The sequence below is a fragment of the Maribacter aestuarii genome (genome assembly GCF_027474845.2).
Lineage (GTDB): Bacteria > Bacteroidota > Bacteroidia > Flavobacteriales > Flavobacteriaceae > Maribacter > Maribacter aestuarii.
Genome location: NZ_CP107031.2, coordinates 2,532,146 through 2,557,443, shown reverse-complemented (window position 1 = coordinate 2,557,443; position 25,298 = coordinate 2,532,146). Strand labels below are relative to the sequence as shown.

20 protein-coding genes, 2 tRNA genes and 1 pseudogene are annotated in these 25,298 nt (G+C 38.8%); 12 read left to right on the top strand and 11 right to left on the bottom strand.

Features of this window, described 5'->3' with window-relative positions:
* Positions 1–66: 66 nt before the first annotated feature.
* From N8A89_RS11540 to clpX, 7 genes and pseudogenes are all read left to right on the top strand, one after another.
* On the top strand, positions 67–780 hold the full coding sequence (locus tag N8A89_RS11540) for a pyridoxine 5'-phosphate synthase (protein ID WP_281542411.1): 714 nt from the start codon (positions 67–69) through the stop codon (positions 778–780).
* The gene (locus N8A89_RS11535; RefSeq protein WP_281542410.1) at positions 777–1,550 is read left to right on the top strand and encodes an alpha/beta fold hydrolase; all 774 of its coding nucleotides are present in this window, start codon (positions 777–779) and stop codon (positions 1,548–1,550) included. The genes N8A89_RS11540 and N8A89_RS11535 overlap by 4 nt, the downstream gene beginning before the upstream one ends.
* A gap of 129 nt (positions 1,551–1,679) precedes the next feature.
* Entirely contained in the window at positions 1,680–3,182 is a 1,503-nt protein-coding gene (locus tag N8A89_RS11530; protein WP_289644347.1) for an SGNH/GDSL hydrolase family protein, read from the top strand.
* A gap of 67 nt (positions 3,183–3,249) precedes the next feature.
* A complete protein-coding gene (locus N8A89_RS11525; RefSeq protein ID WP_281542409.1) occupies positions 3,250–3,591 on the top strand; it encodes a phage holin family protein in 342 nt (113 codons plus the stop codon).
* A 111-nt stretch (positions 3,592–3,702) separates the two neighbouring features.
* Positions 3,703–5,025 carry a trigger factor gene (gene tig / locus N8A89_RS11520; RefSeq protein ID WP_289644346.1) on the top strand — a complete coding sequence of 441 codons (1,323 nt, stop codon included), beginning with the start codon at positions 3,703–3,705 and terminating at the stop codon, positions 5,023–5,025.
* An 87-nt stretch (positions 5,026–5,112) separates the two neighbouring features.
* Positions 5,113–5,793, top strand: coding sequence for an ATP-dependent Clp endopeptidase proteolytic subunit ClpP (clpP, locus tag N8A89_RS11515; RefSeq protein WP_289644345.1), 681 nt, complete (start codon positions 5,113–5,115; stop codon positions 5,791–5,793).
* Between the two features lie 83 nt (positions 5,794–5,876).
* Positions 5,877–7,111: pseudogene (clpX, locus tag N8A89_RS11510) on the top strand (ATP-dependent Clp protease ATP-binding subunit ClpX).
* On the opposite strand, the gene N8A89_RS11505 reads toward clpX, so the two are convergent.
* The 4 genes from N8A89_RS11505 to N8A89_RS11490 form a co-directional block, all read right to left on the bottom strand.
* Positions 7,112–7,669, bottom strand: coding sequence for a dienelactone hydrolase family protein (locus N8A89_RS11505; protein WP_281542408.1), 558 nt, complete (start codon positions 7,667–7,669; stop codon positions 7,112–7,114).
* A 163-nt stretch (positions 7,670–7,832) separates the two neighbouring features.
* Positions 7,833–8,201 (bottom strand): hypothetical protein, encoded by a 369-nt coding sequence (locus N8A89_RS11500; protein WP_289644344.1) that lies wholly within the window; start codon positions 8,199–8,201, stop codon positions 7,833–7,835.
* Positions 8,202–8,303: 102 nt separating this feature from the next.
* Positions 8,304–9,407, bottom strand: a complete 1,104-nt coding sequence (locus N8A89_RS11495) for a helix-turn-helix domain-containing protein (RefSeq protein ID WP_289644343.1) — start codon at positions 9,405–9,407, stop codon at positions 8,304–8,306.
* Positions 9,408–9,464: 57 nt separating this feature from the next.
* The gene (locus tag N8A89_RS11490) at positions 9,465–10,979 is read right to left on the bottom strand and encodes a GH3 auxin-responsive promoter family protein (RefSeq protein ID WP_281542405.1); all 1,515 of its coding nucleotides are present in this window, start codon (positions 10,977–10,979) and stop codon (positions 9,465–9,467) included.
* 77 nt (positions 10,980–11,056) lie between these two features.
* Here N8A89_RS11490 and N8A89_RS11485 point away from each other — a divergent pair, with 77 nt between their 5' ends.
* Positions 11,057–11,854: a DUF2797 domain-containing protein gene (locus N8A89_RS11485; protein ID WP_281542404.1), complete on the top strand. Its 798-nt coding sequence runs from the start codon at positions 11,057–11,059 to the stop codon at positions 11,852–11,854.
* On the opposite strand, the gene N8A89_RS11480 is transcribed toward N8A89_RS11485, so the two are convergent.
* The 3 genes from N8A89_RS11480 to sppA are packed head-to-tail and all read right to left on the bottom strand — an operon-like array spanning position 11,844 to position 17,109.
* Positions 11,844–14,588 carry an AsmA-like C-terminal region-containing protein gene (locus N8A89_RS11480; protein WP_281542403.1) on the bottom strand — a complete coding sequence of 915 codons (2,745 nt, stop codon included), beginning with the start codon at positions 14,586–14,588 and terminating at the stop codon, positions 11,844–11,846. The genes N8A89_RS11485 and N8A89_RS11480 overlap by 11 nt on opposite strands.
* A gap of 44 nt (positions 14,589–14,632) precedes the next feature.
* Positions 14,633–15,343: a queuosine precursor transporter gene (locus N8A89_RS11475; RefSeq protein WP_281542402.1), complete on the bottom strand. Its 711-nt coding sequence runs from the start codon at positions 15,341–15,343 to the stop codon at positions 14,633–14,635.
* The gene (gene sppA / locus N8A89_RS11470) at positions 15,343–17,109 is read right to left on the bottom strand and encodes a signal peptide peptidase SppA (RefSeq protein WP_289644340.1); all 1,767 of its coding nucleotides are present in this window, start codon (positions 17,107–17,109) and stop codon (positions 15,343–15,345) included. The genes N8A89_RS11475 and sppA overlap by 1 nt, the downstream gene beginning before the upstream one ends.
* A 68-nt stretch (positions 17,110–17,177) precedes the next feature.
* On the opposite strand from sppA, the gene folK reads away from it, so the two are divergent.
* Entirely contained in the window at positions 17,178–18,326 is a 1,149-nt protein-coding gene (gene folK / locus N8A89_RS11465) for a 2-amino-4-hydroxy-6-hydroxymethyldihydropteridine diphosphokinase (RefSeq protein ID WP_289644339.1), read from the top strand.
* A gap of 112 nt (positions 18,327–18,438) precedes the next feature.
* Here folK and N8A89_RS11460 read toward each other — a convergent pair whose 3' ends face one another.
* Positions 18,439–18,969, bottom strand: a complete 531-nt coding sequence (locus tag N8A89_RS11460) for an RNA methyltransferase (protein WP_281542401.1) — start codon at positions 18,967–18,969, stop codon at positions 18,439–18,441.
* Between the two features lie 144 nt (positions 18,970–19,113).
* On the opposite strand from N8A89_RS11460, the gene mutS reads away from it, so the two are divergent.
* From mutS to N8A89_RS11445, 3 genes are all read left to right on the top strand, one after another.
* On the top strand, positions 19,114–21,696 hold the full coding sequence (mutS, locus tag N8A89_RS11455) for a DNA mismatch repair protein MutS (RefSeq protein ID WP_289644338.1): 2,583 nt from the start codon (positions 19,114–19,116) through the stop codon (positions 21,694–21,696).
* Between the two features lie 96 nt (positions 21,697–21,792).
* Positions 21,793–21,865: transfer RNA gene (locus N8A89_RS11450), tRNA-Gly, on the top strand.
* Positions 21,866–21,902: 37 nt separating this feature from the next.
* A tRNA-Leu gene (locus N8A89_RS11445) sits at positions 21,903–21,986 on the top strand.
* Between the two features lie 122 nt (positions 21,987–22,108).
* On the opposite strand, the gene N8A89_RS11440 is transcribed toward N8A89_RS11445, so the two are convergent.
* From N8A89_RS11440 to N8A89_RS11430, 3 genes are all read right to left on the bottom strand, one after another.
* Complete coding sequence (locus N8A89_RS11440; RefSeq protein WP_289644337.1) at positions 22,109–23,698, bottom strand: reverse transcriptase domain-containing protein; 1,590 nt, start codon at positions 23,696–23,698, stop codon at positions 22,109–22,111.
* A gap of 502 nt (positions 23,699–24,200) precedes the next feature.
* Positions 24,201–24,443, bottom strand: a complete 243-nt coding sequence (locus tag N8A89_RS11435) for a hypothetical protein (RefSeq protein ID WP_281542399.1) — start codon at positions 24,441–24,443, stop codon at positions 24,201–24,203.
* Positions 24,444–24,445: 2 nt separating this feature from the next.
* Positions 24,446–25,225 (bottom strand): SOS response-associated peptidase, encoded by a 780-nt coding sequence (locus N8A89_RS11430; protein ID WP_281542398.1) that lies wholly within the window; start codon positions 25,223–25,225, stop codon positions 24,446–24,448.
* Positions 25,226–25,298: the final 73 nt, after the last annotated feature.

The following is a 25,298-nucleotide window of genomic DNA, read 5'->3' as shown; positions in this document are numbered from 1 at the left end:
ATTATTAATATCAAAAGGTATGCCTTATTCGTATTTTTGGAGTCCCTTAAAATCAAAATCGATAATATGGCCAAACTAAGCGTTAACGTGAACAAAATTGCCACTCTTCGTAATGCGAGAGGGGGAAATACACCCAATCTATTGAAGGTAGTAGAGGATATTGAACGTTTTGGAGCACAAGGAATTACCGTGCATCCACGACCGGACGAACGGCATATTCGCTATGAGGATGTCCGTAATTTAAAGAATATCGTCACCACGGAATTCAACATTGAGGGTAACCCCATACCAGCATTTATAGATTTAGTCCTTGAAGTACGACCCACTCAAGTCACTCTGGTACCAGATGCGGAAGACGCAATTACATCCAACGCAGGATGGGACACTGTTAAACATAAAGATTTTTTGAGTGATGTTATTGGCATCTTTAAAGAAGCTGGTATCCGAACTTCAATTTTCGTAGACCCTATTGTTGCCGCTGTTGAAGGCGCCAAGGACACGGGTACCGACCGTATTGAACTCTACACGGAAAGTTATGCCTCCGATTATGCGAAAAATAAAGAAATGGTCATTAAGCCATTCATTAAGGCGAGCAAAAAAGCCATAGACCTCAGTATTGGTATTAACGCCGGGCACGACCTTAGCTTGGACAATATTCAATACTTCAAAGCCAACATTCCCAATCTTTTGGAAGTATCCATAGGCCATGCGCTCATTTGCGAATCATTATATTTTGGTCTGGACAACGTTATAAATATGTACTTGAATAAACTGAAATGAATCCAATCCTATCCTCTAAGATTATTGGCCAGGGTAAACCGTTGTGCATTCTACATGGTTTTCTTGGGATGTCCGATAATTGGAAAACCTTAGGCTCTTCCTATTCCGAAAATGGCTTCGAAGTCCATTTAATAGATCAGCGAAATCACGGCAGGAGCTTTCATTCCCGTGATTTTAATTATGACATTTTGGCCGAGGACTTGTCGGCTTATTTAAAGTTTCATGAAATAAAATCGACTTTTCTCATTGGACACTCCATGGGCGGAAAGACCGCAATGCAGTTTGCCTGCTTATACCCAGATAAGGTTACAAAGTTGATAGTCGCCGATATTGCCCCCAAGTATTATCCTCCTCATCATGACTACATAATCGATGCACTTAATAAGATGGATGTTGAGAATATCATCTCTAGGAATGAAGCAGACGAACAACTTGGAAAATACATACCTGATTTTGGAACGCGGCAGTTTTTACTAAAAAATCTTTATAGGGCCGACGGTAAACAATTGAAGTTTCGCTTTAATCTGCCAGTTCTAAGTGGAAAAATGGAAGAGGTAGGAGAAAATATCAGTAGCACGGACAGGTATGACGGTCCCACACTTTTCTTAAAGGGAGACCGATCGGAGTATGTAGTGGACAACGATTTTCTGGAGATTAAAAAGCACTTTCCCAAAGCCAGCCTTAAAACTATTAGCAACGCCGGCCATTGGTTACACGCGGAAAACCCCGATGAATTCTTAGAAAAATCGTTAAAATTTCTAAATTCTTAAAAAAGGCTCTAATTTATTATGCATGCATAATTTTTTTATCCAAATAATTGTGTGAGTAATAATTTTGGTTAATTTTGGTTCTACTGTGATTTAAATATCATTCAAACAAATTAACTCAAAATTATACTGATGAAAAAGATTTTAGCCCTACTCGCTCTTTTTGGATTTGTTTTCATTTCCTGTAGCGATGATGATGGCACTCCCCCTGTAACCCCTGAAGAACCGGAACCGATAAACTATACTAGTGGTTCGGCCAATTTCAGCAACTATGTTGCCATAGGAAACTCCCTTACAGCCGGTTACTCCGATGCGGCCCTCTTTATTGACGGTCAAACGGCTTCCTTTCCCAACATGTTGGCAACCAATTTTGCATTGGCAGGTGGCGGTGATTTTAGCATACCGTTCATGGCGGATAATCTTGGTGGAGCAACACTTGGTGGAACACCTATATTGGGAAATAGAGTGATACTTTCCTTTGCATCAGGATCCCCCTCCCCTGTTCCGGTTAGCGGAACGGGTTCTACCGAAATTAGCAACACACTTTCAGGGCCATTCAATAATATGGGCGTCCCTGGAGCAAAGAGTTATCACCTTTTGGCACCTGGATATGGAAATGTACAGGGCGTTGCTCTTGGATTGGCAAATCCTTACTACGCCAGATTCGCGAGTAATCCAAATGCAACAATTATTGAAGATGCCGCAGCTCAAGATGCCTCTTTTTTCACTCTTTGGATAGGCAATAACGATATTTTAGGTTATGCCACCGCTGGTGGAGCGGGAGTGGATCAAACCGGTAACTTCGACCCGAGCACCTATGGTGGTAACGACATATCCGACCCTAATGTGGTTGCAGGTGCAATAAATTCGGCCTTACAGGCAATGACGGAAAATGGAGCGGATGGCGCTATTGCAAATCTGCCCGATGTTACCACCATACCGTATTTTACTACCGTGCCTTATAATCCAGTACCTTTAGATGAAGGTACGGCCGCACTTCTAAATGGTGCTTATGCAGCTTACAATGGTGGTTTAGCGCAGTTACAAGGTTTAGGAGCCATTACTGCGGATGAATTAGCACAAAGAACAATTTCCTTCTCTGCCGGAAGCACGAACGCCGTAGTTCTATTGGATGAAGATTTAACGGATTTGACCAGTTTTAATCCGGCTTTGATAAATATGAGACAAGCAACCCCGGAGGATTTAGTCGTTTTAACTGCCAGAAACTTTATTGGGACTTTGGCAAATCCTCAGGATCCAACCTCTATTAACGGTGTTGCCGTGCCATTAGCCGATAAATGGGTATTGACCCCGGAAGAGCAACTTTCAGTAAACACGGCCCTAACCGCTTATAACGCAAATATTACTGCCCTCGCGGCCCAGTATGATATTGCCTTAGTGGACGCCAACGCCTTTCTAAGGGTTATCTCAACCGACGGATTTCCACTTGGCGATGGAAGCACTGTTACTGCTACATACGCTACGGGTGGCGGCTTTTCATTGGATGGGGTACATCCTTCTCCGAGGGGTTATGCGCTTCTGGCCAATCTTTTTGTAGAGGCCATAAATGAAAAATACGGTTCCAATTTACCCGGGGTGAACCCGCTAGATTTTACCGGACTATATATCAACTAAAGAATTTATTCATTATGTTTAAGGGTGCCTATTGGCACCCTTTTTTATTCAACTAAACCAAAAAAATATGAAACTTATTCTTAGAGTCCTTTTAAGTGCATTGGCCGTAATTCTTTTAGCAAATTTTCTGCCGAACGTTTCAGTAGACTCCTATGTAACCGCAATTATTGTGGCTGTGGTGCTGAGTTTGCTGAATTTTTTAGTGAAACCTATTTTGGTCATACTTACACTACCCGTGACCATTCTCACCTTTGGGTTGTTCTTATTAATCATTAACGCCATCATCATTTTATTGGCAGACTATTTAATTACAGGATTTAACGTAGAAGGAATTTGGTGGGCTTTGCTTTTCAGTCTATTACTTTCATTTTTACAATCCATCCTTTTTTCGCTATTAAAGGAAGACTAATAAATACTAGTTAATATTTGGAACACAAGGGTTTAAAAACTTGGTAGACATGCTAATTTGTAGTAATTTTGCCTCCCATTTTATATTAAAGGATTTAGACAAGTATAGATAATGAATATTACAAAGGAGCAGATAGATAATTTAAACGCCGTCGTTAAAGTTGCCATAACTAAAGATGACTACCAGGACAAGGTAGACACCATTTTAAAGGACTACAAAAAACAGGCAAATATCCCTGGATTCAGAAAAGGGCAAGTACCAATGGGACTTATAAAAAAGCAATATGGCAAAGCGGTATTGGTAGACGAGGTCAACAAATTATTACAGGATAATTTGAACAAATATCTTACCGAAGAAAAACTGGACGTACTCGGAAACCCCCTGCCAAAGCAACAAGACAATTTTGATTGGGATAAAGAGGAATTGGCATTTGAGTTTGAGCTTGGTCTGGCTCCCCAGTTTGAGGTACCCTTAAAAACTAAAAAAGCCATTACGCACTACAAGATAGTGGCGGATAAAAAAATGGTTTCTGAGCAAATAGAACGTATTCAAAAACAATACGGTAAGTTAGTAAGTAAAGATACCGTAGGAAAAACCGATGAAGTTTCAGGAAAGTTTGTGAATGAAGCCGAGGGTATAGAAAACCAATCGCTTTTGGAGATGGACAAGCTAAAAAGTAAAAAAGCCGTTGAATCTCTTTTAGGCAAAAAGGTTGGTGATACGGTAACTTTAAAAACCAAGGGGCTTTTAAATGAAGACCATTTACTTTCGAGTATACTTGGAGTTTCAAGAGAAAAAACTGAGAAGTTGAACATCGAAGTTTTATTTACAATTACTGAAATAAATGAAAGACAGCCCGCGGAACTGGATCAAGAATTGTTCGATAAACTTTTTGGAAAAGATACCATTACCTCTGAAAAAGAACTTAGAGAACGCATCAAAGAAGATTCCGAGAAGCAATTTGAGCAACAATCCGACCAAAAGCTCCTAAACGATGTGACCGAATATTTTATTGAAAACGTAAAATTTGAATTGCCTGGAGAATTTTTAAAGAAGTGGATACAAAGGACGGGGGAAAAAGAATTGACAGAGGAAGAAGCAAGTGAAGAATTTGCAAAATCTGAAAAAGGTTTGCGTTACCAGTTAATAGAGGGGAAAATCATTAACGATAACAATCTCCAGGTTCAATTTGATGAGCTTAAGGAGTTTTCCAAGGGCTTTATACGAACTCAGATGGCCCAGTTTGGCCAAATGGACCCGAAAGAAGAAGAACTGGATAACATTGCGGCTCGGGTTTTGAGCAACCAAGATGAAGTCAAAAGATTATCGGAACAGTTAATGAGCCAAAAATTATTAAACCTTTATAAAGAAAAAGCAAATCTTAAAACTAAGGAAGTTACTTATGAAAACTTCGTGAAAGAAGTTTACGGATAGCCTGGGAATTATAAATTAAGTATCTTTACGGTGCCGGAAATATTTTTTTCGGCACCTTTTTTTACCACTAAAATCGATTATCAATTTATGGATTACGGAAAAGAATTTAAGGATTACGCCATAAAGCATCAGGGTATTAGTAGCATGTACTATGATAAAATCATGAGTAGCATGTACCCTACCAATATGACCCCTAACATTATTGAGGAGAGACAAATGAATGTTATTGCCATGGATGTTTACTCAAGGCTGATGATGGATAGGATTATTTTTTTAGGCACCGGTATCAACGATCAGGTTGCGAATATTGTACAGGCCCAATTATTGTTTCTGGCCAGTGTGGATGCCTCTAAGGACATCCAGATATATATTAACTCCCCCGGCGGCAGCGTTTACGCGGGACTAGGAATTTACGATACTATGCAGTTCATTAATCCTGATGTAGCCACCATTTGTACCGGAATGGCAGCTTCTATGGGCGCAGTATTACTTTGTGCAGGAGAAAAAGGTAAGCGTAGCGGCTTACAACATTCAAGGGTAATGATCCACCAACCTATGGGAGGTGCCCAAGGACAGGCAAGTGATATCGAAATTACAGCAAGAGAAATTCTGAAGCTTAAAGAAGAGCTTTACGAAATAATTGCCAATCACTCAGGCCAAACCATTGAAAAAGTACACGATGATAGTGATCGTGATTATTGGATGAAGGCGGACGAAGCCTTGAAATATGGTATGATCGATGAAATTTTGGTTAGGGATAAGAAATAATTTCGACTAAAATAAAAAATCTCTGTTTTTTTGAACCAAAAATAGAATTGTTACGTTAGGGTTCAGTATAGTTTAGTAGTGTTATGGCAAAGGAAAATTTAGAATGTTCGTTTTGTGGAAGGAAGAAGCCAGAAACTAATTTGTTGATTGCTGGTCTTGATGCGCATATCTGTGACCGCTGTATAGAACAGGCACACGGTATCGTTGCAGAGGAATCCCGACAAACTAAAACCAACGATCTTTCTTCTGAATTGGTTCTAAAAAAGCCTATTGAGATAAAATCTTTTCTAGACACTTATATCATTGGACAGGAACGCACTAAAAAAGTGATGTCCGTTGCAGTTTACAATCACTATAAAAGACTTTTACAACCTTCATCCAAAGAGGACGATATAGAGATCCAGAAGAGTAATATTATAATGGTAGGGCAGACAGGAACAGGCAAGACTCTTATGGCCAAGACCATAGCCAGAATGCTTAATGTTCCTTTAGCTATAGTAGATGCTACTGTGCTAACCGAAGCCGGTTACGTGGGCGAGGATGTGGAGAGTATTCTAACACGTTTGCTACAAGCTGCAGATTACAATTTAGAAAAAGCCGAAAGAGGAATCGTATTTATTGATGAGATAGATAAGATTGCTCGCAAAAGTGACAATCCTTCAATTACAAGGGATGTCTCTGGGGAAGGAGTTCAACAAGGCCTACTGAAACTTCTAGAAGGTACCGTAGTAAACGTTCCGCCCAAAGGGGTAGAAAACACCCAGATCAAAAATTTATCGAGGTTAACACGGAAAATATTCTTTTCATAGCTGGAGGTGCCTTTGACGGTATAGAACGAGCTATTACCAAAAGATTGAATTTGCAGGCAGTGGGATACAATGCCTCTAAGACTGACGATCAATTGGACAACTCAAATATGCTTCAATACATTATACCCAAGGATTTAAAAGAGTTTGGACTTATACCTGAAATTATTGGAAGATTACCGGTCCTGACGCATATGAACCCGTTGGACGAGAAAACGCTTAGAGCGATACTTACGGAGCCGAAAAATGCCATTATTAAGCAATATGAAAAGCTCTTTTCAATGGATGGTATTACATTTACCATTACAGATCAAGCTTTGGACTACATTGTAAAGAAGGCAATAGAATACAAGTTAGGAGCCAGAGGCTTGCGTTCACTATGTGAAGCCATTTTCACCGATGCTATGTTTGAAATGCCCAGTAACGAGGAAACTGAATTTAAGGTAACCAAACCATACGCGGAGAACAAACTCTCCTATGAGACAATAAAGAAACTTAAGGCAGTTTCCTAATTATACTACCTTCTTTGTTTTAGGAAGAATTTGGGTTACTTGACTCAAAAGATCCATACATACTTTTTGAATGACTATTTCATCCGTGTAAAGCGTATGTCCGAAATTCTTAAAAATTTCCATTTCAATACCTAAGTTAGAAGCCCACTTATCATAAGGTTTAGCACTATCGTTCTCACCATAAAGTAAAGTGAAAGGAGCACAAGGCTTTTCATCTTCCAGACGTATTCTGGTTGCCGAAACGCAATACAGGGATTTTACGGGAAGTCCTTTTTTCGCGGCATTCCAGATAATCGTTCCACCCGTACTAAAACCTAAATAATAGCAGGGATTCTTTTCCCTTTTTAGCAAATGTGCCACTGCCGTATCTATACCACCATTTACGAAGGCATTATGAATATTCTCTTCCGAATTGACCGGTAAATCTAAATTTGCCAGTTGTTGACTATCATAAAATGTAATGTCAAAATATTGTTGCAAGTATCCCAAATAAGAAGTAATCCAAAGTCCTTTTTTAGCTCCCCACATGTCAGAAACAATTACTAATTTTTCAGCCATGACTATAATTTTATATCGGTTAGGTTAAGAATATTTCTCTAAGCTCATTATTTAACGAGGGAAATCCTCATTTATTTGTTTAGCCGTTGTAAATCATCGATGTAGTCCATAATTGTGATTTCTATATTGTATTACTTGCCAATTAAAATTATAGTTGTACTAATTAGAACCCCAAATCAATATTACCGAGTCCAACACCAGATTGGCCCCCCGCCAATTTGAACAATCCAAAAGTGCCTGCAGTAATAGAGACGGGCAGTACAATGGTCTTCCCTAAAGAGAACTTTCCTTTTTTGATTTGTTGAATCCCATCCAAACTCAGTTTATCTATTCTTCCATTTCGTATTTTATAAGTTAAAACGCTATCGTTAACACCTATAACACTTCCTCTTTTATACTTCCCATATTCCTCATGATTTAACTTATAGTTTTCTCCGGGTTCAAGACCTTCATATCTTGATTCCAGTTCTTTATAACTATAACAGCTTTGTAATAGCATTAAACCACTCAGTAATACTAATTTAATTTTCATGTTTTCTTAATTAGAATTATAAAAGCAAAACTAGGTTTTGTAAGGATTCTAAATGTCCAGTATTATTGAAATTATAAGTATTCGGACATTCTTTTAATGCGATTACCCTCGTTGTCTCCTGTATTGTACTGGGGTGATCCCTGTAGTTTTTTTGAAAGCTGAATAAAAAGTAGATTTGGAGTTGAAACCGCACTCCAGGCCCATGGCGGCAATGGTATAAGAAGAATACTCATCAGAAGCTAAAAGCTCCTTCACTTGGGCTACACGAAAAGAATTTATAAAGTCCGAAAAATTACTGTCGGAGTTTGTGTTTATTGCTTTGGACAAGCTACTGGAACTTAGATTTAGTTCTTCCGATAATTTCTCCAAACTAAAATATGGATCTAAATAACGTTGTTCTTTTAAAATGTATTCCTGTGCCTTACTAAAAGTCTCAGCACTTTTGTTATTGGCACCAGTATTGTACGAATTATTATCGCTTTTATGGAATTTATCAGGCCTATCTCGAATTTCTTTTCTTAATACTATTCTATCTTTCAATATAGTATATCTAAAAAAACCTTGATACCCCACCCAATATATCAGTAACGAAGAGCTTAGGCGAAGTGGATAAAAACTATAAGGTTTTTCTACTATTCCGGTGATATTCCAAAATATGGATAATAGCCACAAGGCGAAGACCACCCCACCTAAGGACATAAATCTTTTGATCCATTTCAAATCATCAAAAGCTAAAATTTTTGGATAAAGTTCTTGATACCTATAAATAAGGCGTATAGCTTTGACAAATAGGAACAAGGAATATGAGAATGTGACAAAATCCTCCAGTGAATCGTAAAATGAAGCGTAATTCTGCGGTAAATCACCTTGTCTCAGTAAGTAGTAAACAATGGAGCGTGCAACTAATTCTATTGCAAATATGAACAATGATAGCCTTAAAAAGGGCCACCGCTTACTCTCAATTTCTAAATAGTAAATTAAGAAAGCATAAAACATGGGAACAATAAGAACGTACCACGGTATTGTAAAATGTCCCCAATAGTCATTATTAAATAAAAAGCCTTTGTCTATGAGCCAAGATTGTAAATTGTTTAAGGAAAGGAAAAAAATAAAAAGATTCAGGTAAAGTATAGGCTTCTCCAACATCTTCCGAGAGGAAAACGTTGCAATGTTGAAGACAAAACCTTGTATTGCCCCGGCAATCATTAAAAAATTGAAAATAGCCGTCACCCCGTAGAACGATTTCTACTCAAGATATGGAATTTAAGTATTCATCTTGAGGAGTTCTTCAATGTATTCACGTTTATTTGATAGTCTTGGAATTTTATGTTGTCCTCCCAATTTGTCATTCGCCTTTAACCAGTCGTAAAAAAGATTCTCCCTTGCCGTGTGTACCTTAGGCATTTTCAACGTAATATTATTATAACGTTTGGCCTCATAATCCGAATTCAATGCCTTGAGTGCATTATCCAAGAACTCTGTAAAATATTGAATGTCCTTCGGTGGTTTTCTAAATTCGATAATCCACTCATGGGCACCTTTTTCTTTCCCCTTCATAAATATGGGTCCTGCCGTATAGTCCTTAATTTCGGCGCCAGCTTTTCTACAAACCGCCTTTAGAGCCTCCTCTGCATTTTCAATTATCAGCTCCTCTCCAAAAACATTAATATGATGTTTTGTACGTCCCGTGACCTTAATACGATAGGGTTTTTTAGATGTAAACCTAACGGTGTCCCCAATTTTATAACGCCAGAGACCAGAGTTTGTCGTAATTATTATGGCATAGTTCTTCCCTACCTCAACTTCAGACAAGGGAATAGCTTGTTGTATGTTTGTACCATACTTGTCCATAGGAATAAATTCATAAAATATGCCGTAATCCAACATCAACAGCAAATCGTCCGCTCCGTTTCTATCCTGAATCGCAAAAAACCCCTCGGAGGCATTATATATTTCATAATATTTAAAGCTCTTTCTTGGCAGAATATTCTTGTATTGCTCTATGTAAGGACTAAAATTGACCCCACCATGAAAGTAGACCTCTAAATTTTCCCATACCTCAAATAGGTTTTCCTTTCCGGTTTCCCCCAAAACATTATTTAGCAAAACCAGCATCCACGATGGTACGCCTGCTAAACTTGTTACGTTCTCGTGAACACTTTCGTTAATTATCGCCTTTAGCTTGCTCTCCCATTCGCTCATCAAAGAAACCTTGTTGCTGGGAGTACTACTAAACTCAGCCCAAAGTGGCATATTATCTATAAGTATGGCAGAGAGATCCCCAAAAAAGGAGCCGTTATCCTCGTACAATTTCTTACTACCTCCAAGCCTGAGGCTTTTTCCCGTAAACAACTGTGAATTCTCATTATTATTCAAGTACAGGCAAAGCAAGTCCTTGCCGGATTTGTAATGACAATCTTCCAAAGCTTCAAAACTTACAGGAATGAATTTACTTTTGGAATTGGTAGTACCACTACTTTTTGCGAAGTGTTTAATATTGGTGGGCCAAAAAAGGTTCTGTTCGCCTCTTCTGTTACGCTCTATAATAGCTTCAATGTCCTCATAAGAAACAATGGGCACCCTTTCCCTAAAAGTCTCATAGTTATTGATGGACTCAAAATCATACTGTCTTCCAATTTCTGTATCCTCAGCTATTTCCAAAAGTTGTAGTAACAATTCTTCTTGGACCTCTTCTGGATATTTTAAAAAAAGTTCAATTTGATGATAGCGCTTTTTTAGCAACCAGGAAGCTATTGAATTAAAAAGCGGAATCGGCATTTTTGGGTATCTTTATACGGCTAAAAATAGTTTATATCCACATCAATTTCAAATTGAACAGCTAATTAGATTTCCCTATGCAATATGAAGGCGTTTTAAGAAAAATGCAAACCGAAATTGGCACACCCATCCAATACTACATGGTCTTTGAATCCGATTTCTTGAATATAAATCAGGTCCTGGACAAGGACTTGAAAATTGAATTTATAAAATTCCAATGCCTAAACTGTAAAAATGACCGACCTATATACAGACAAGGCTTTTGCAAAAATTGCTTTTTTGAAATTCCATCCGCAGGTGATTGGATTATGAGACCGGAATTGAGCACGGCCCATTTGGACGAAGAAGACAGGGATTTGGACTATGAGAAAAAAGTACAATTACAACCTCATATCGTGTACTTGGCCAACTCCAGTTCCATAAAAGTAGGCGTTACCAGAAAGTCCCAAGTCCCCACCAGATGGATTGATCAGGGAGCCCATGAAGCTATTGAGATTGTGGAAGTTCCCAACAGGTACCTTGCCGGGATAACCGAGGTAGCCCTTAAAGACCACGTAAGCGATAAGACCAATTGGCGTAAAATGTTGACCAATTCTGTAGAAGATGAGGATTTAGTGGCTTGGCGAAATAAGTTGAAATCCTATATTCCGGATGAGGCCAAGGAGTACTTCTTAGATAGTAATACAGAAACAAATCTTGATTTTCCGGTTTTGCGCTATCCGAAAAAGGTAAAAAGCTTAAGTCTTGATAAAACCCCTGATTATGTGGGCAAGTTAAAAGGAATTAAAGGACAGTATCTCATGTTTGAAGATGATACGGTGTTCAACGTTAGAGGCAGCGAAGGCTATTATATAGGACTCACCGTTAATTCGTAGAATCCTTTTTAACCGTTGTATCCGTTTTTTTCTTTTTACCTAAAAGACCACCTAAAATATCCCTTGCTTTTTCTTTGACCACATCTTCCTCCTTTTTTACAGGCACGGAATCCGTCTTGGTCTGAGTAGAATCCTTGGTTTTGGTGCCTCCCAAAATTCCCCCGATAACGTCCTTCGCATTCTCTTTTACAGAGTTTTCGCTTTTTGAAGAATCACGTTTTTGCTGATTATCTGAAAATATGCCACCAATCAAATCCTTTGCTTTATCCTTTCCTTTATTGACCAGTTTTTGTTTTTCAATTTCCACTAACTGATTGGTCAAATTTTTCACACCTGATGTGAAGTCCGTCGTTACTTGCGGACTGGTATACTTACCGCCAATATTCGCGATAACCGGTATGGTTAGACTATCAAGCGCGGTATCATCAATTCTAGCGATTAAAGCATTCACATCCTTTCCTAAATACTTTGCGGGAACCTCTAAGGTGGCCTTATAATTCATATTACTATCAAAGGTGTGGCTTCCATCTACGTTAATAGCAACATCCTTATAGTTGATGGTAAAAGGTTTAACGGTAACCAGACCATCCTTAAAAGATAGTTTTGTTTTTAATTCTTTTAAACTGAGTTCCTTGAGGTCCAAAAAACCAAGTTTACTATCCAAAGCGGACAGAATTGGAGCCTGATCTGTATCTATTTCCCTGGTAAGAATATCCGCTAAAATATTACCGCTCAAACTCAACAGGTCCGGCGTAAAATCATCCGTTAGATTTCCCGAAAGCTCAATGTCCGAGGACAACTTTCCCTTGAGTATCCTCGCTATTGGCGCCAATACCTTGAAGAGCTCCAAAGCTTGGAAGGTCTCCCCTATTTGAAGTTGCTCCATGGCCAAACGCATGGCAAACGTGGGTGTTTCACTCTTTGTGGAAACCTCTCCATTAAATCCGACCTTACCATCAAAAAGAGATGAGGTCATATTACTCAAAATAGCCTTCTCGTCCCTAATCCTGAGATTACCTTTAACGTCCTTCAGGGTTATGTTATCATAAATAACTGTATTTGCCGAAGCGTTGATATTGGCATCCAAGAAAGACGGTATCTTAATTTTCTCCTCGGATTTTACTGGCGTATCATTTTGTGTTTTTTCTTCGTCCGTTTTTGCTTCCTCCGCTACCATAAAGTCGTTTAAAGCAAAGACATTGGACTTCAAATCAAAGTTTCCTTCCACATTTTCGTTGTTGAACATAAAACCCAGTAAATTATTAATGCTGCCGGTAGCGTTAAAATCAGTCTTACCGGTAACGCCGTTCAATTCATTCAACGTGACCGTTTTTGGATTGAAGGTTAAGGCAACTGCCGATAGCTTTACAGGATTGGGTATCTCAGGTGAATTGTATTCAAAATCCCTAACACTCATTTTTCCAGTTGTATTGGTCTTTTCATACTGCTTTCTCTCTATGGAAGCCATATCAAAAGCGGTAGTTACATCAGCATTCAATTGTCCTTTTAAATTTAAATCTGAAGGCACAGGATAAGCCTTGGAAATATTGGCCAAGTTCATTTTACCATCCACATGGGCGTTGACCTTGGTATTGCCCATCAGCTCCGTTATTTTTGCGTTGAGATTAAATTTATCCTCATCAATCATAAAGGAAGCCCTATTGATATTTACGTAGGTGTCCTCCGTAAGTCCGGTTTCATTGTTTACGACTACATCAATAAAGATATTTCGGACCGATTTTGGCAAATCAGGATATTTGAAGGATGCATTTTCCGAGTTAATGAAGATATTAAATTTTGGTATGTGCTCCTCATCCACAATACCATTAAAATTACCTTCTACTACAAAATCCCCTGTTGTCTTTACGTCGGAGATATTTTTGGAATACGTCTCCGGAATGACCGCTAGGAAATTTCTGAAATCAGATGATGGCGTTTTAAAGCTAATATTTACTTCCTGATTATCTTCATTCAGTTTTACGAAACCATCAAAGACCAACGGAAGCTGGTTTACGATTGCCTCATTCTTGAGAAAGGAATATTTGTCTTCTTGTAAGTCGATACCAATCAAGGCATTCAACTTCACTTTATTCCTGTTCAGGTAATTGGTACTATCCATCTCAAAACTCACCAACGCTTCTGTATATGTTTCCAATTCCGAGGTAGTCAAAGACAAATCTCCGGTTCCGTTGTGCTGTATTTCCTCGACCTTGAGCGCTATACCAGAAGACATGTCATTATAATGAACCGTAGAATTTAATATTTCATAGGACTCTAGATTAAACACGAAACCATCCGTCGCATCATTTGTTGATATTTGACTTTCTGATTCCTCGGTAATGTCATAATTAGCCTCTTCGGCTTCATTGATCTTAATGTTCAAATTGGCTCCGTCCAATAGGAGCCTTCGTATTCCAATCGCTTCACCCTGTCCTTTGAACAGTTCCCCAATACCCATTACTAATTCCAGATTATCGGCAGCAAATAAGGTATCCCCTTCAAAAGGAGCTTTATTAACTAGCGTAACCCCGGACAATTGAACTTCCGCGTTGGGAAAGCTTTTGATAAGACTCAAATCAGCATCATTGAAATCCAGGGTAGCGTTTACCGTATTGTTTACATTGTTTTTAATCAACTCCCCAATCTTGGCCTCCAAGATAAAAGGAGCAGCGACTAGCACCCCTATAATTAATAAAACAACAATACCAACTATTCGTAAAATTCTCTTCTTCATAGGTTAATTCGATTTTTCTTAACAACCATAAATTGACGATTATATTATGCGTCCAAGTCTATTTCTTGGCCCAAAGCCAATTTAAATCGTTTTCTAAGTATATATACGAACAAATAAAGGAAAGGGGTGTCCAAAAATGCTATAATTATCTTAAATATAAATCCGCTGATTACGAGCCCTACAAACTTGTCCCACGGTATTTCCCCAAATGAACACAACAATAGCACAACCGTAAACGTATCTATGAGCTGTGAGGAAAAAGTGGAGAAGTTATTCCGGAGCCATAAATATTTACCCTTGGTTAAATTTTTCCAGAAATGATACAATTGAATATCTACAAATTGGGCCAGCAAATAAGCCATCATGGAGGCGAAAACGGCCACTATCGTATTCCCGAATACCGATGTAAACAAATCGTCCTGTACCGGCGACCATACCGTTGCCGGTACGGCATTTGCCGTGTATACAATGGTAAGTGAAAAAACGGAGGCAAAAATTCCTGCTACAACAATTTGGTTGGCTTTCTTCTTTCCAAAGATTTCAGAAATCAAATCGGTAATCAAAAAAGTAACCGGGTACGGCAAAATCCCTACCGAAATCTCAAATAATGGCGCCCCGAACAATGTCACGTCCCCAAAAGGATGCCAATAAAAGAACTTTTGAAAAATTAAATTTGAAACAACAAGGGATGTGATGAAAAGGGCGCCCAGATACAAATAAATCTTCCGTGCCAGTAATTTATCCATGTGGGTCATTACTTAATGTTTAAAACAAACGGTAATCTCGCCTGCACACCCTTTTGTTCCATGGCCGACTTAAATTCTTGGATTATGGAGTAGGCTTCATTTCCCAAGTCCTCTCTAAGAACTTTTTCTTTGGTTTTGGCACTTACACCACTTAAGTCCTCCATGAATCGTTCAAATCCGGTCTTGTACTTCGGATATTTCCTAATTCCATATTCACCCAATTCGGCCATTTCCGCTGCTGCGGCTATTGCATCCTCTAAAGTGCCCAATTCATCTATAAGGCCCAAACGTTTGGCATCTACCCCACTCCAAACCCTACCTTGGGCTAAACTGTCGGCCTGCGCCATTGAAATATTCCTACCCGCCGATACGCGCTCCAGAAAGGTTTCGTAAGTATCCTCGATACTTTCCTGTACCCTGTTCCTAAAATCATCCTTCATTGGCTCGAAGAGGGAATAATCAACAGAATTTCTATTCGTGCCCACCTGTTCTGCATTGATACCAATATTTTTTGCCAATTCGTTAATGTTGGGAATAGTCCCGAAAACGCCGATCGACCCGGTAACCGTTGTAGGTTCCGCGTAAATTTTATCCGCACCTGCAGCAATGTAATAACCTCCCGATGCCGCTACATTTCCCATGGATACCACCACTGGTTTCACCTTCTTGGTCAGTTCCACTTCCCTCCAGATAATATCCGAGGTCAAGGCACTTCCTCCAGGTGAGTTTACCCGCAGGACAATAGCCTTTACATTTTTATCCTCCCTAGCTTTTATTAGCGCTTCATTAATGATTCCCTGTCCAATAATATTCGGGCCTCCTTCTCCATAAAAAATTTCCCCTTGGGCAAAAACCACGGCAATTTTATCCTTCCCCGACCGTAATATTTTTTTATTGGAATACTTGGTATAATCATCAACCGTTATATAGTTAATGCTGACCTCTTCCTTATCACCATCATACAAAGCATTACGCAGAACATCTTCGTACTGGTCGTAAAAAACTATATCATCTATCAAACCAGAAGTCTTGGCAAATTTGGGCGACCTTCCCCCTAAGGTATCGGCTATTGTATTCAAATTTTCTTCGGAGATACTTCTTTCTACCGCGATTTCCGAGACCATGGAATTCCATAGGGAGTGTATCAACTCCGATATTTGCGCCCTGTTAGCATCGCTCATCTCATTTTCTAAAAACGGCTCTACCGCACTTTTATATTTCCCATGTCTTATGACCTCCATTTTAACACCGGTTTTCTGCTGTAAGTCTTTATAAAACAATACTTCCGAGGACAGCCCTTTAAAGTCCAGTACGCCTACTGGGTTCATATAAACAGAATCGGCTACACTGGCTAAATAGTAGTCCTTTTGGGTATAAAAATCCCCGTACGCATAGATAAATTTCCCGGAATCCTTAAACTCGGAAAGTGCTTTTCTTAGGGTCTGCGTTTGCGCGAGGCCCGCGATGATAAAATTGTTGTTAATACTAATTCCCTGTATTCTGTCATCATCCTTTGCCACCGTTATCGCGTGCAATATTTCATCCAGGCCTTGTGATGATTCAAAAATTCCGGAGAATGGATCCAAATCCCTACTACCCGTATAATCTGCAATAGGTCTTTGCAACTGTAGTTCAAGTATGGAGTTATCCTTAACCGTAACGGAATCTTCATCATTCCCAATAAGACTAATGAAAATTAGGAACATGACGAAGACGATACCAAACGCCAAAATACATCCAATAATGGATGCTAATAAATTTCTCAAAAAGTTCATGCAATAGCAATTTTTAATATCCGGCAAAGATAACCAAAGTGGATTAGTTTTGTTTATTTTGCTTACAGATGACAACTGCCACAGAAAGCGTATATATTTCCATTGGAAGCAACCTTGGAGAAAGAGAATTAAACCTACAAAAAGCCATTTTTCATATTCAAAAAAGAGTGGGTGCGGTTGTACGTATATCATCTGTGTACAATACTCCCGCATGGGGATTTGAATCGGAAGATTTTTTGAATGCCTGTTTGCAATTAGAAACGAACCTGTCCCCAAAAGAACTTTTGGAAGAGCTCCTGAATATCGAGAAAACCTTAGGTCGAGAACGAAGCTTTAAGGATGAATACCAGAGCAGGAACATAGATATTGATATTATTTACTATGGCAACGCTATTGTTCAATTTGAAAAATTAAGCATTCCGCATCCCAGGATGCAGGACCGTAGGTTTGTACTGCGACCTCTTTCGGATATCGCCCCACAGTTTTACCATCCCCAGCTGAATAAAGATACCCGAAACCTGTTACAGCAATGTAGGGACAAAAGCAATTTACAGAAGACGACCATTAAGCTTTATCCCAACCGAGAAGGGTTGTTCACAAGCATACAGTTTATGGCCATAGAGGGCAACATTGGCGCAGGGAAAACCAGTTTGGCCACAAAAATGTCCAATGACTTCAATGCCAAATTAATCCTGGAACGGTTTGCGGAAAATCCGTTTTTGCCCAATTTCTATGAGGACCAAGCTCGTTATGCCTTTCCCTTGGAAATGTCTTTTTTAGCGGATAGGTACCAACAATTTTCGGACGATACGAGTCAGTTTGACCTCTTTAAAAACTTTATGATCAGTGATTATGATATCTTCAAATCCCTCATCTTCGCCAAGGTAACCTTACAGAAACAAGAATTTGAACTCTATCGTAAGATTTTCAAGTTTATGTACAAGGAAATTAAAAAACCGAGCATTTACGTTTATCTGTACCAAACTACCGATAGACTGTTGGAGCAAATAAAGAAGAGAGGAAGGGTGTATGAACAAAGTATTGATAGCGATTATTTGGAGAAAATCAACCGTGGTTACTTGGATTTCTTAAGGACCTATCCCAAAGAAAATCAATTGGTTATTGATGTTTCAGAATTGGATTTTGTAAACAATCAAAGGGATTATGAAACGGTCCTGGACACTATTACAGACTTTGCCATAAGACAATCGGGTTAACACAATTTTGGCAATTTTCTTGCACAGAACAAATGTATTTACGTTCTTGTGTGCCCAATTAGGAACTAACTAACTCAAACTATACTAAAAGCTCAACTTCGGTTGGGCTTTTTTATTGGTTCATTTTTGACCATAAATCCCACACGACCACTCCCACACTTACCGCAATATTCAAGGAATGTTTGGTGCCAAATTGCGGGATTTCCAAAACCTCATGACATTGGGACACTACTTTTTGGTCCACTCCTTTAACTTCATTGCCAAATATCACCACATAGGTCTTATCCACTTGTGGCCTAAAGTCGTTCAACATGGTGGCACCTTCGGCCTGCTCAATGGCCATTATGATATTTCCTTCGGATTTTAACCGGTCTATTAAGTCGTACGTTTCCGCCATATATTCCCAATCCACACTCTCCGTGGCACCCAATGCGGTTTTATGAATATCCTTGTGCGGAGGTTTGGCGGTAATTCCACAGAGGTATATTTTTTTGATTAGGAAAGCATCGGCCGTCCTAAAAACGGATCCGATATTATTCAAGCTTCGAATATTATCCAAGACGATGATCAGGGGTGTTTTTTCGGTGTTCTTAAATTCCGAAACCTCCAATCTTTCCAATTCCTCGTTTTTCAGCTTTCTCATTTAAATACTTTTCAACTATCGACCTTAAATATCAACAAAAATTTCGGGGCCATGTGCAAAGCCATATATTCGTTATCATTGACAAAAATAAGCAGATAAAAAGTAGTGGCGGACAAGGGAAAAATAAAAAAGGTGACCCCTTTAATGAAACAATACAATACCATCAAGACCAAATATCCTGATGCTTTATTGCTGTTTCGCGTGGGGGATTTTTACGAGACCTTTGGAGAAGATGCGGTAAAAGCCTCAAAAATCCTAGGTATCATCCTTACCCACCGCAATAATGGTGGCGACCGTACAGAATTGGCCGGATTCCCCCATCATTCTTTAAACACCTATCTTCCCAAACTGGTAAAGGCAGGGCAACGTGTTGCTATCTGCGATCAACTAGAAGACCCCAAACAAACCAAAACCATCGTAAAACGCGGGGTAACGGAGCTGGTTACACCAGGTGTGGCCATGAACGATGATATACTCCATGCCAAGAGCAATAACTTTTTATGTGCCGTTCACTTTGGAAGGAAAAACCTAGGTATAGCTTTTGTGGATATTTCTACGGGTGAGTTCTTGACCTCTGAAGGCAGCGATGAACAGATTGATAAACTACTGCAGAATTTTGCCCCCAACGAAATATTGATATCCAAAGCGCATAGAAAAGAATTTGAAGAAATCTTTGGTTCTCAATTTCACACCTTTTATATGGAGGATTGGGTATTTCAAGAAGATTACGCCCTGGAAAATCTCACCGGTCATTTTAAGACCAAAACCCTCAAGGGTTTTGGAGTAGACCATCTCAAGGAAGGTATTATTGCCTCTGGAGTAGTACTCCATTACCTGTCCGAAACACAACATCGGCAATTACAACATATCAGCAGCTTACAACGTATTGCTGAGGATGAATATATCTGGATGGACAGGTTTACGATAAGAAATCTGGAACTGTACCATTCTACTAACACTAATGCAGTTACACTGCTGGACGTTATTGATAAGACCATTTCCCCAATGGGCGGGCGAATGGTTAAGCGATGGTTGGCCTTGCCGTTGAAGAATATCCAAAAAATACGGAATAGGCATCAGGTTATCGGTCATCTTATTGAGAATGAATCACTCCTAGACAAGTTCCAACGGAATATAAAGCAAATGGGAGATTTGGAGCGCCTTATTTCCAAGGTGTCTACAGGAAAAGTGAACCCTAAAGAGGTCGTACAGCTCAAGAATTCCATGGAGGCCATCGTTCCCATTAAACAATTGGCTTCCCATTCTAAAAACGAGGCCTTGGCATTAATAGGAGACCAACTTCAATCTTGTGATGTGCTACGAAACAAGATCAAGGAAATGCTAAGCGAAGACGCGCCGGTAAACGTGCTCAAAGGGAACACCATCGCCGAGGGTTTTTCTACGGAGTTGGATGAGCTTAGGGGTCTTGCTGTTTCCGGTAAGGACTATCTGGACCAAATGTTGGCCCGGGAGACCGAAGCTACCGGAATTACTTCCTTAAAAATAGCCTCCAATAATGTATTTGGATACTATATCGAGGTTAGGAACACCCACAGGGACAAAGTGCCGGAAACTTGGATACGAAAACAGACCTTGGTCAATGCGGAGCGTTATATTACTGAAGAACTAAAGGAATACGAAGCAAAGATTTTAGGCGCAGAAGAACGAATTGCTACGTTGGAGCAACAACTTTTTTCACAGTTGGTGGTCTGGATGCAGGAATATATTGCTCCCGTACAACAAAATGCCCAACTTATAGCGCAATTGGATTGTCTTTGTGGTTTTACCCAGCTCGCCAAGGAAAATAACTACGTGGCACCCGAACTCAATGATTCTACGGATATCGATATCAAAAACGGTAGGCATCCGGTAATTGAGAAACAATTGCCCTTGGGTGAGCACTATATTGCAAATGATGTTTTCCTGGACAGGAGCGAGCAGCAGGTTATTATGATTACGGGACCAAATATGAGTGGTAAATCGGCCATTTTAAGGCAGACGGCGCTCATAATACTCCTGGCACAAATGGGAAGCTTTGTACCCGCAGAGTCGGCGAAAATCGGTTATGTAGACAAGATATTTACCCGTGTGGGGGCCAGTGATAATATCTCCATGGGAGAATCTACCTTTATGGTAGAAATGAACGAAACCGCCTCTATATTGAACAACCTTTCCGAACGTAGTTTGGTCCTGCTTGATGAAATTGGAAGAGGAACCAGTACCTATGACGGTATTTCTATTGCATGGGCCATTTCGGAATACTTGCATGAACATCCCGCCAGGGCCAAAACCTTGTTTGCAACACACTACCACGAACTCAACGAGATGTCGTCTACTTTTGAGCGTATTAAAAATTACAATGTTTCCATCAAGGAAATAAAGGACAATGTGCTGTTCCTTAGAAAACTAAAACCCGGTGGCAGCGAACATAGTTTCGGGATACACGTAGCCAAAATGGCCGGAATGCCGCAGCAGGTTATACAAAAAGCGAATAAAATTCTCAAAAAACTGGAAAAATCGCACTCCAATGAGGAACTGACGGACAAATTACAGTCCGTCCAAAATGAAATGCAATTAAGTTTTTTTAATTTGGATGATCCCTTACTAGTAGAAATAAAACAGGAAATCCTTCATTTAGACATAGATACACTTACCCCTGTGGAAGCCTTGATGAAACTAAATGAAATAAAGCGATTGTTAACCAAGAATAAGAAAGCCACCTCCTGAGCAATTTTATTTCTTTTGCCTAAATTTACTTTGGTTTTTACAGAATTGTATTAAATTTGCGTCCGCATCTTTTAATAGGTGTTCGTTCATAAAAACGCGAAAATAGCTCAGTTGGTAGAGCGCCACCTTGCCAAGGTGGAGGTCGCGGGTTCGAATCCCGTTTTTCGCTCAAAAATGCTGAAAGCCGGCGTTTTATTTAAAGTCCTGCTCGAGTGGTGGAATTGGTAGACACGCCGGACTTAAAATCCTGTGACCATCTGGTCGTGCGGGTTCAAGTCCCGCCTCGAGTACAAAGAGAAAGACTTAATTAGCTGAAATACTGCTTTTTAAGTCTTTTTTGTTTTTATTATTGTACGATAGCTGTACGACTATGTCTGTATGAGTAGAATTCCTTTATGATGCAATAGAAAAATCAGTTTTTATTACTGTAACCTCTAAATTTTAAAAGGTTCTTGCCTATTTTTAAATATGATTTTTTCATTTCTAAATGAAAATTATTCCAAAACTTGGAATATTGCTTTTTAATTGAATCATCACCATTTATTGGGCGCATTATGCGATTTGCTTTTTCGAGGTAACTAATATAATTTCCCCAATACTGCTCTTTTGATTTATAGAATTCTCCCGATTTCAAGTCACGCTTGAATATTAATCTTCGTTTAGCTCCCTTATATGTAAAACGCCTATATAATCTTTCTTCAAATAGTTTGTTGGTTTTGTTATATGGCATAGATGCAAAATGAACTCCTCTTGCTAAAGATCTCTTCATACTTCTATAGAATTTCGAGAACCCAACAGTTTTAACTCTCACCTTTTTTCCATCATATTCGAAACCTAAGTATTCTAGTTGCTTTCTGTCTGATATACTATTATCCTCTTCAAGAATGCCACCATTAAAATTCTTACCAATTGTTTCGTATCTATAAATATTGGTTTTATTTGGATGTATCTCAAGTTTGGCAGTTTTCTCAACTGATTTCCTAATCAAGTTAAAAAAGTACTGTTCATTTTCTTGGTCGCAGACAATTATTAAATCATCACTATATCTTTGATAGTAAGAATTTCTCTTTTGACATTCATTGAAAACAGTTTTATCAAAATCCAACATGTATATGTTTGCTAAGGTTGCACTCATTGGTGTACCTTGAGGAATTCCTTTAGGAGTACAATTGTTTCTACATTTTTTATGTTGATGACTACATGCTTTCTCAGCCCGTATTAAATGAGTTGCTTCATTGAAAAAATCTTTTTTTGTACAATAAGCTACAACCCTTTCCTTCTTTAAGTACCAATTATGTTTGACATTTATATTTCGTAAACGAATTTTAGTACTGTCATTAACAACTCCCCTTTCAGCTATTAACTTGTGCTTAAATTTATTGAAAAGCTCATTCTCGTTAACGAATCTTTTGGTTATTAAACTCTTATAAATGTTATAATGATCATCCGGCAAACTATCGACATTCAAAACACGCTTCCATTGTTTATGAAGTATTCTATGATCGAGATTATCAAAAAAAGATGTTACATCTGCTACTATAACAGATAGCTTTCTATGTTTATTATTTTCTATAAATATAAATGTATCGTAAGCGAACTCAATATTACACTTATTACTGTTTGAACTTGGTCCAACCGGAATTTTCCTGTAAGCTACAGGGCTTAAATTAAAACTTTCGTCTCTTATGTAGTCCTCATATGCCGAAGTGAGCTTATAACAATAATAGCTGTAAAGAATTGAATCCAAATGTGATGCATAGAAGATAGGACGCTCTTTTCGTTTTTGCACAGAACGCACCCTCTTACCATTTTTTTTTGGAGCATTTTTATCAGGTCGGTACTTCCGTTGATAGATTTTTTTATGCAGTAAAGGGGTGAATTTATGCTTAGCTATTAACTGTGGATTTGTCACATATCTAATTATCCAACCCGAATCCCTTTTCTTCGTTAGTGGTTCACCTATGTGGGGATATTTTTTGAATTTCAGCCAATCTGGAGTCATCTTTAGAATTAAAAAAGGGCTGGTCGTGGCATGCCTTATAACGTTACAATCCTTATGCTACTTCTAGCTATTAGCCTAGGTAGCGCCACTCATTCATAGAATTAAATTCGTATCTTTAACAACCATAACTATTATGTTACAACTGAATTGGACAGAACCTAAGATCTCCATATATTTCTTTACAGGTATATGCTTACTTAAGAAAGTTTGCACATTTGTTTGGAAATATGGAATCAATCTTCACGCGTCAGCCAAAATTTCTGCACGTGGAACACCTAAGTGCACTAATAATAAAACGTAAACCGTTGGCTTTGTCCCAGCCCCTAATCAATACCAAATATACAACCATATCATGATTCTTATTCAATATTTGTAATAATTCTCTTTCATTTTAATTAAAACCTACCGTTCCTATAATTATCTCTAATCTTCTGATTTATCCAATTTCCTACAATCCAAACTACAATGAAAATTGGAATGTACCACCAGTGAAATTCGTCCATTAAATAGAGTTTATATCGATGCTGCCAGCGTATTTATCTAAGGAATGACCGCTCACAAATTCACCTTTCCCTAGTATTCTATCCGTTGTGACACAAAGCTCCACTTCCACGAAGAACGCATGTAGAGCGTACAAGGAAAATTTACAGTCGATGGATTTGTAGTGGGTTATAAATTCCCCTTTGTCCCATAGCTCGTCCCATTGCTGCTCCCTAGAAAGCATCATGTATTCGTACAAACCCATTCTTAAAAAAGCTCTTGTTGGGATAGTTCAGGGTACTCTACTTCTTCATCTATCTCTGGCACGTTTCCCTTATATTCCTTCCCTCTTAATCGGTCAACAGTATGATAATCCATTAGCTCCTCAGGAAAAGGTTTTATAAGCTCTGTAACAGCTTGCTCAGCTAGTTCTTCCTCGTAGTCCTCAAGCCATTTCTCCTCCAGCTCATCCAAAAGTATAAGTGGCATACGTGGTTCATCCGATGCTGCTGGGTTATTGTGAATCTTTTCCATCATAGGGTTAGCGGTTGTAGTAACAATGGAAAAAGTATTAAGAATTTCCCCACTTACCTTATCCGTCCATTCTCGCCACAATCCGCCCAAGTTCATTGGTTCACCATCTTTTCTGTAAATATAGTGTGGGTAAGTTTTCCCCTTATAATGTCTATGCTCATAAAAACCATCAACAGGAATTATACATCTTCTATTTATAGCAGAAGATTTAAAAGATTTCAAATCAAATATAGTTTCTCCTCTTGCATTTAGTGTTTTGTTCCATGCTGAATATAATTGCTTTTTATCCTTAACCCAATAAGGCGCTAGACCCCATTGAGATACAACTGGTTTTTTGGGACTTTCATTCGTATAAATTAAAAGTTTTGGATGTTTGAAACCTGTAGTATGGTAATAGGGATGCCCCGTCAACCTTTCAAGTTTGGTTTTTATTTCTTCAATTACATGTATGTCGGAATCTCGCATCGCTCGTCTTAGTTGTGTTTCCAAGTTTGCCTGTATATCGTAGCACATAGTTTCGAGTTTGTCCTAAATTAATCAAAAACTGTTAAAGTGATTAAACGTATCCAACAAAATCCTATATTTG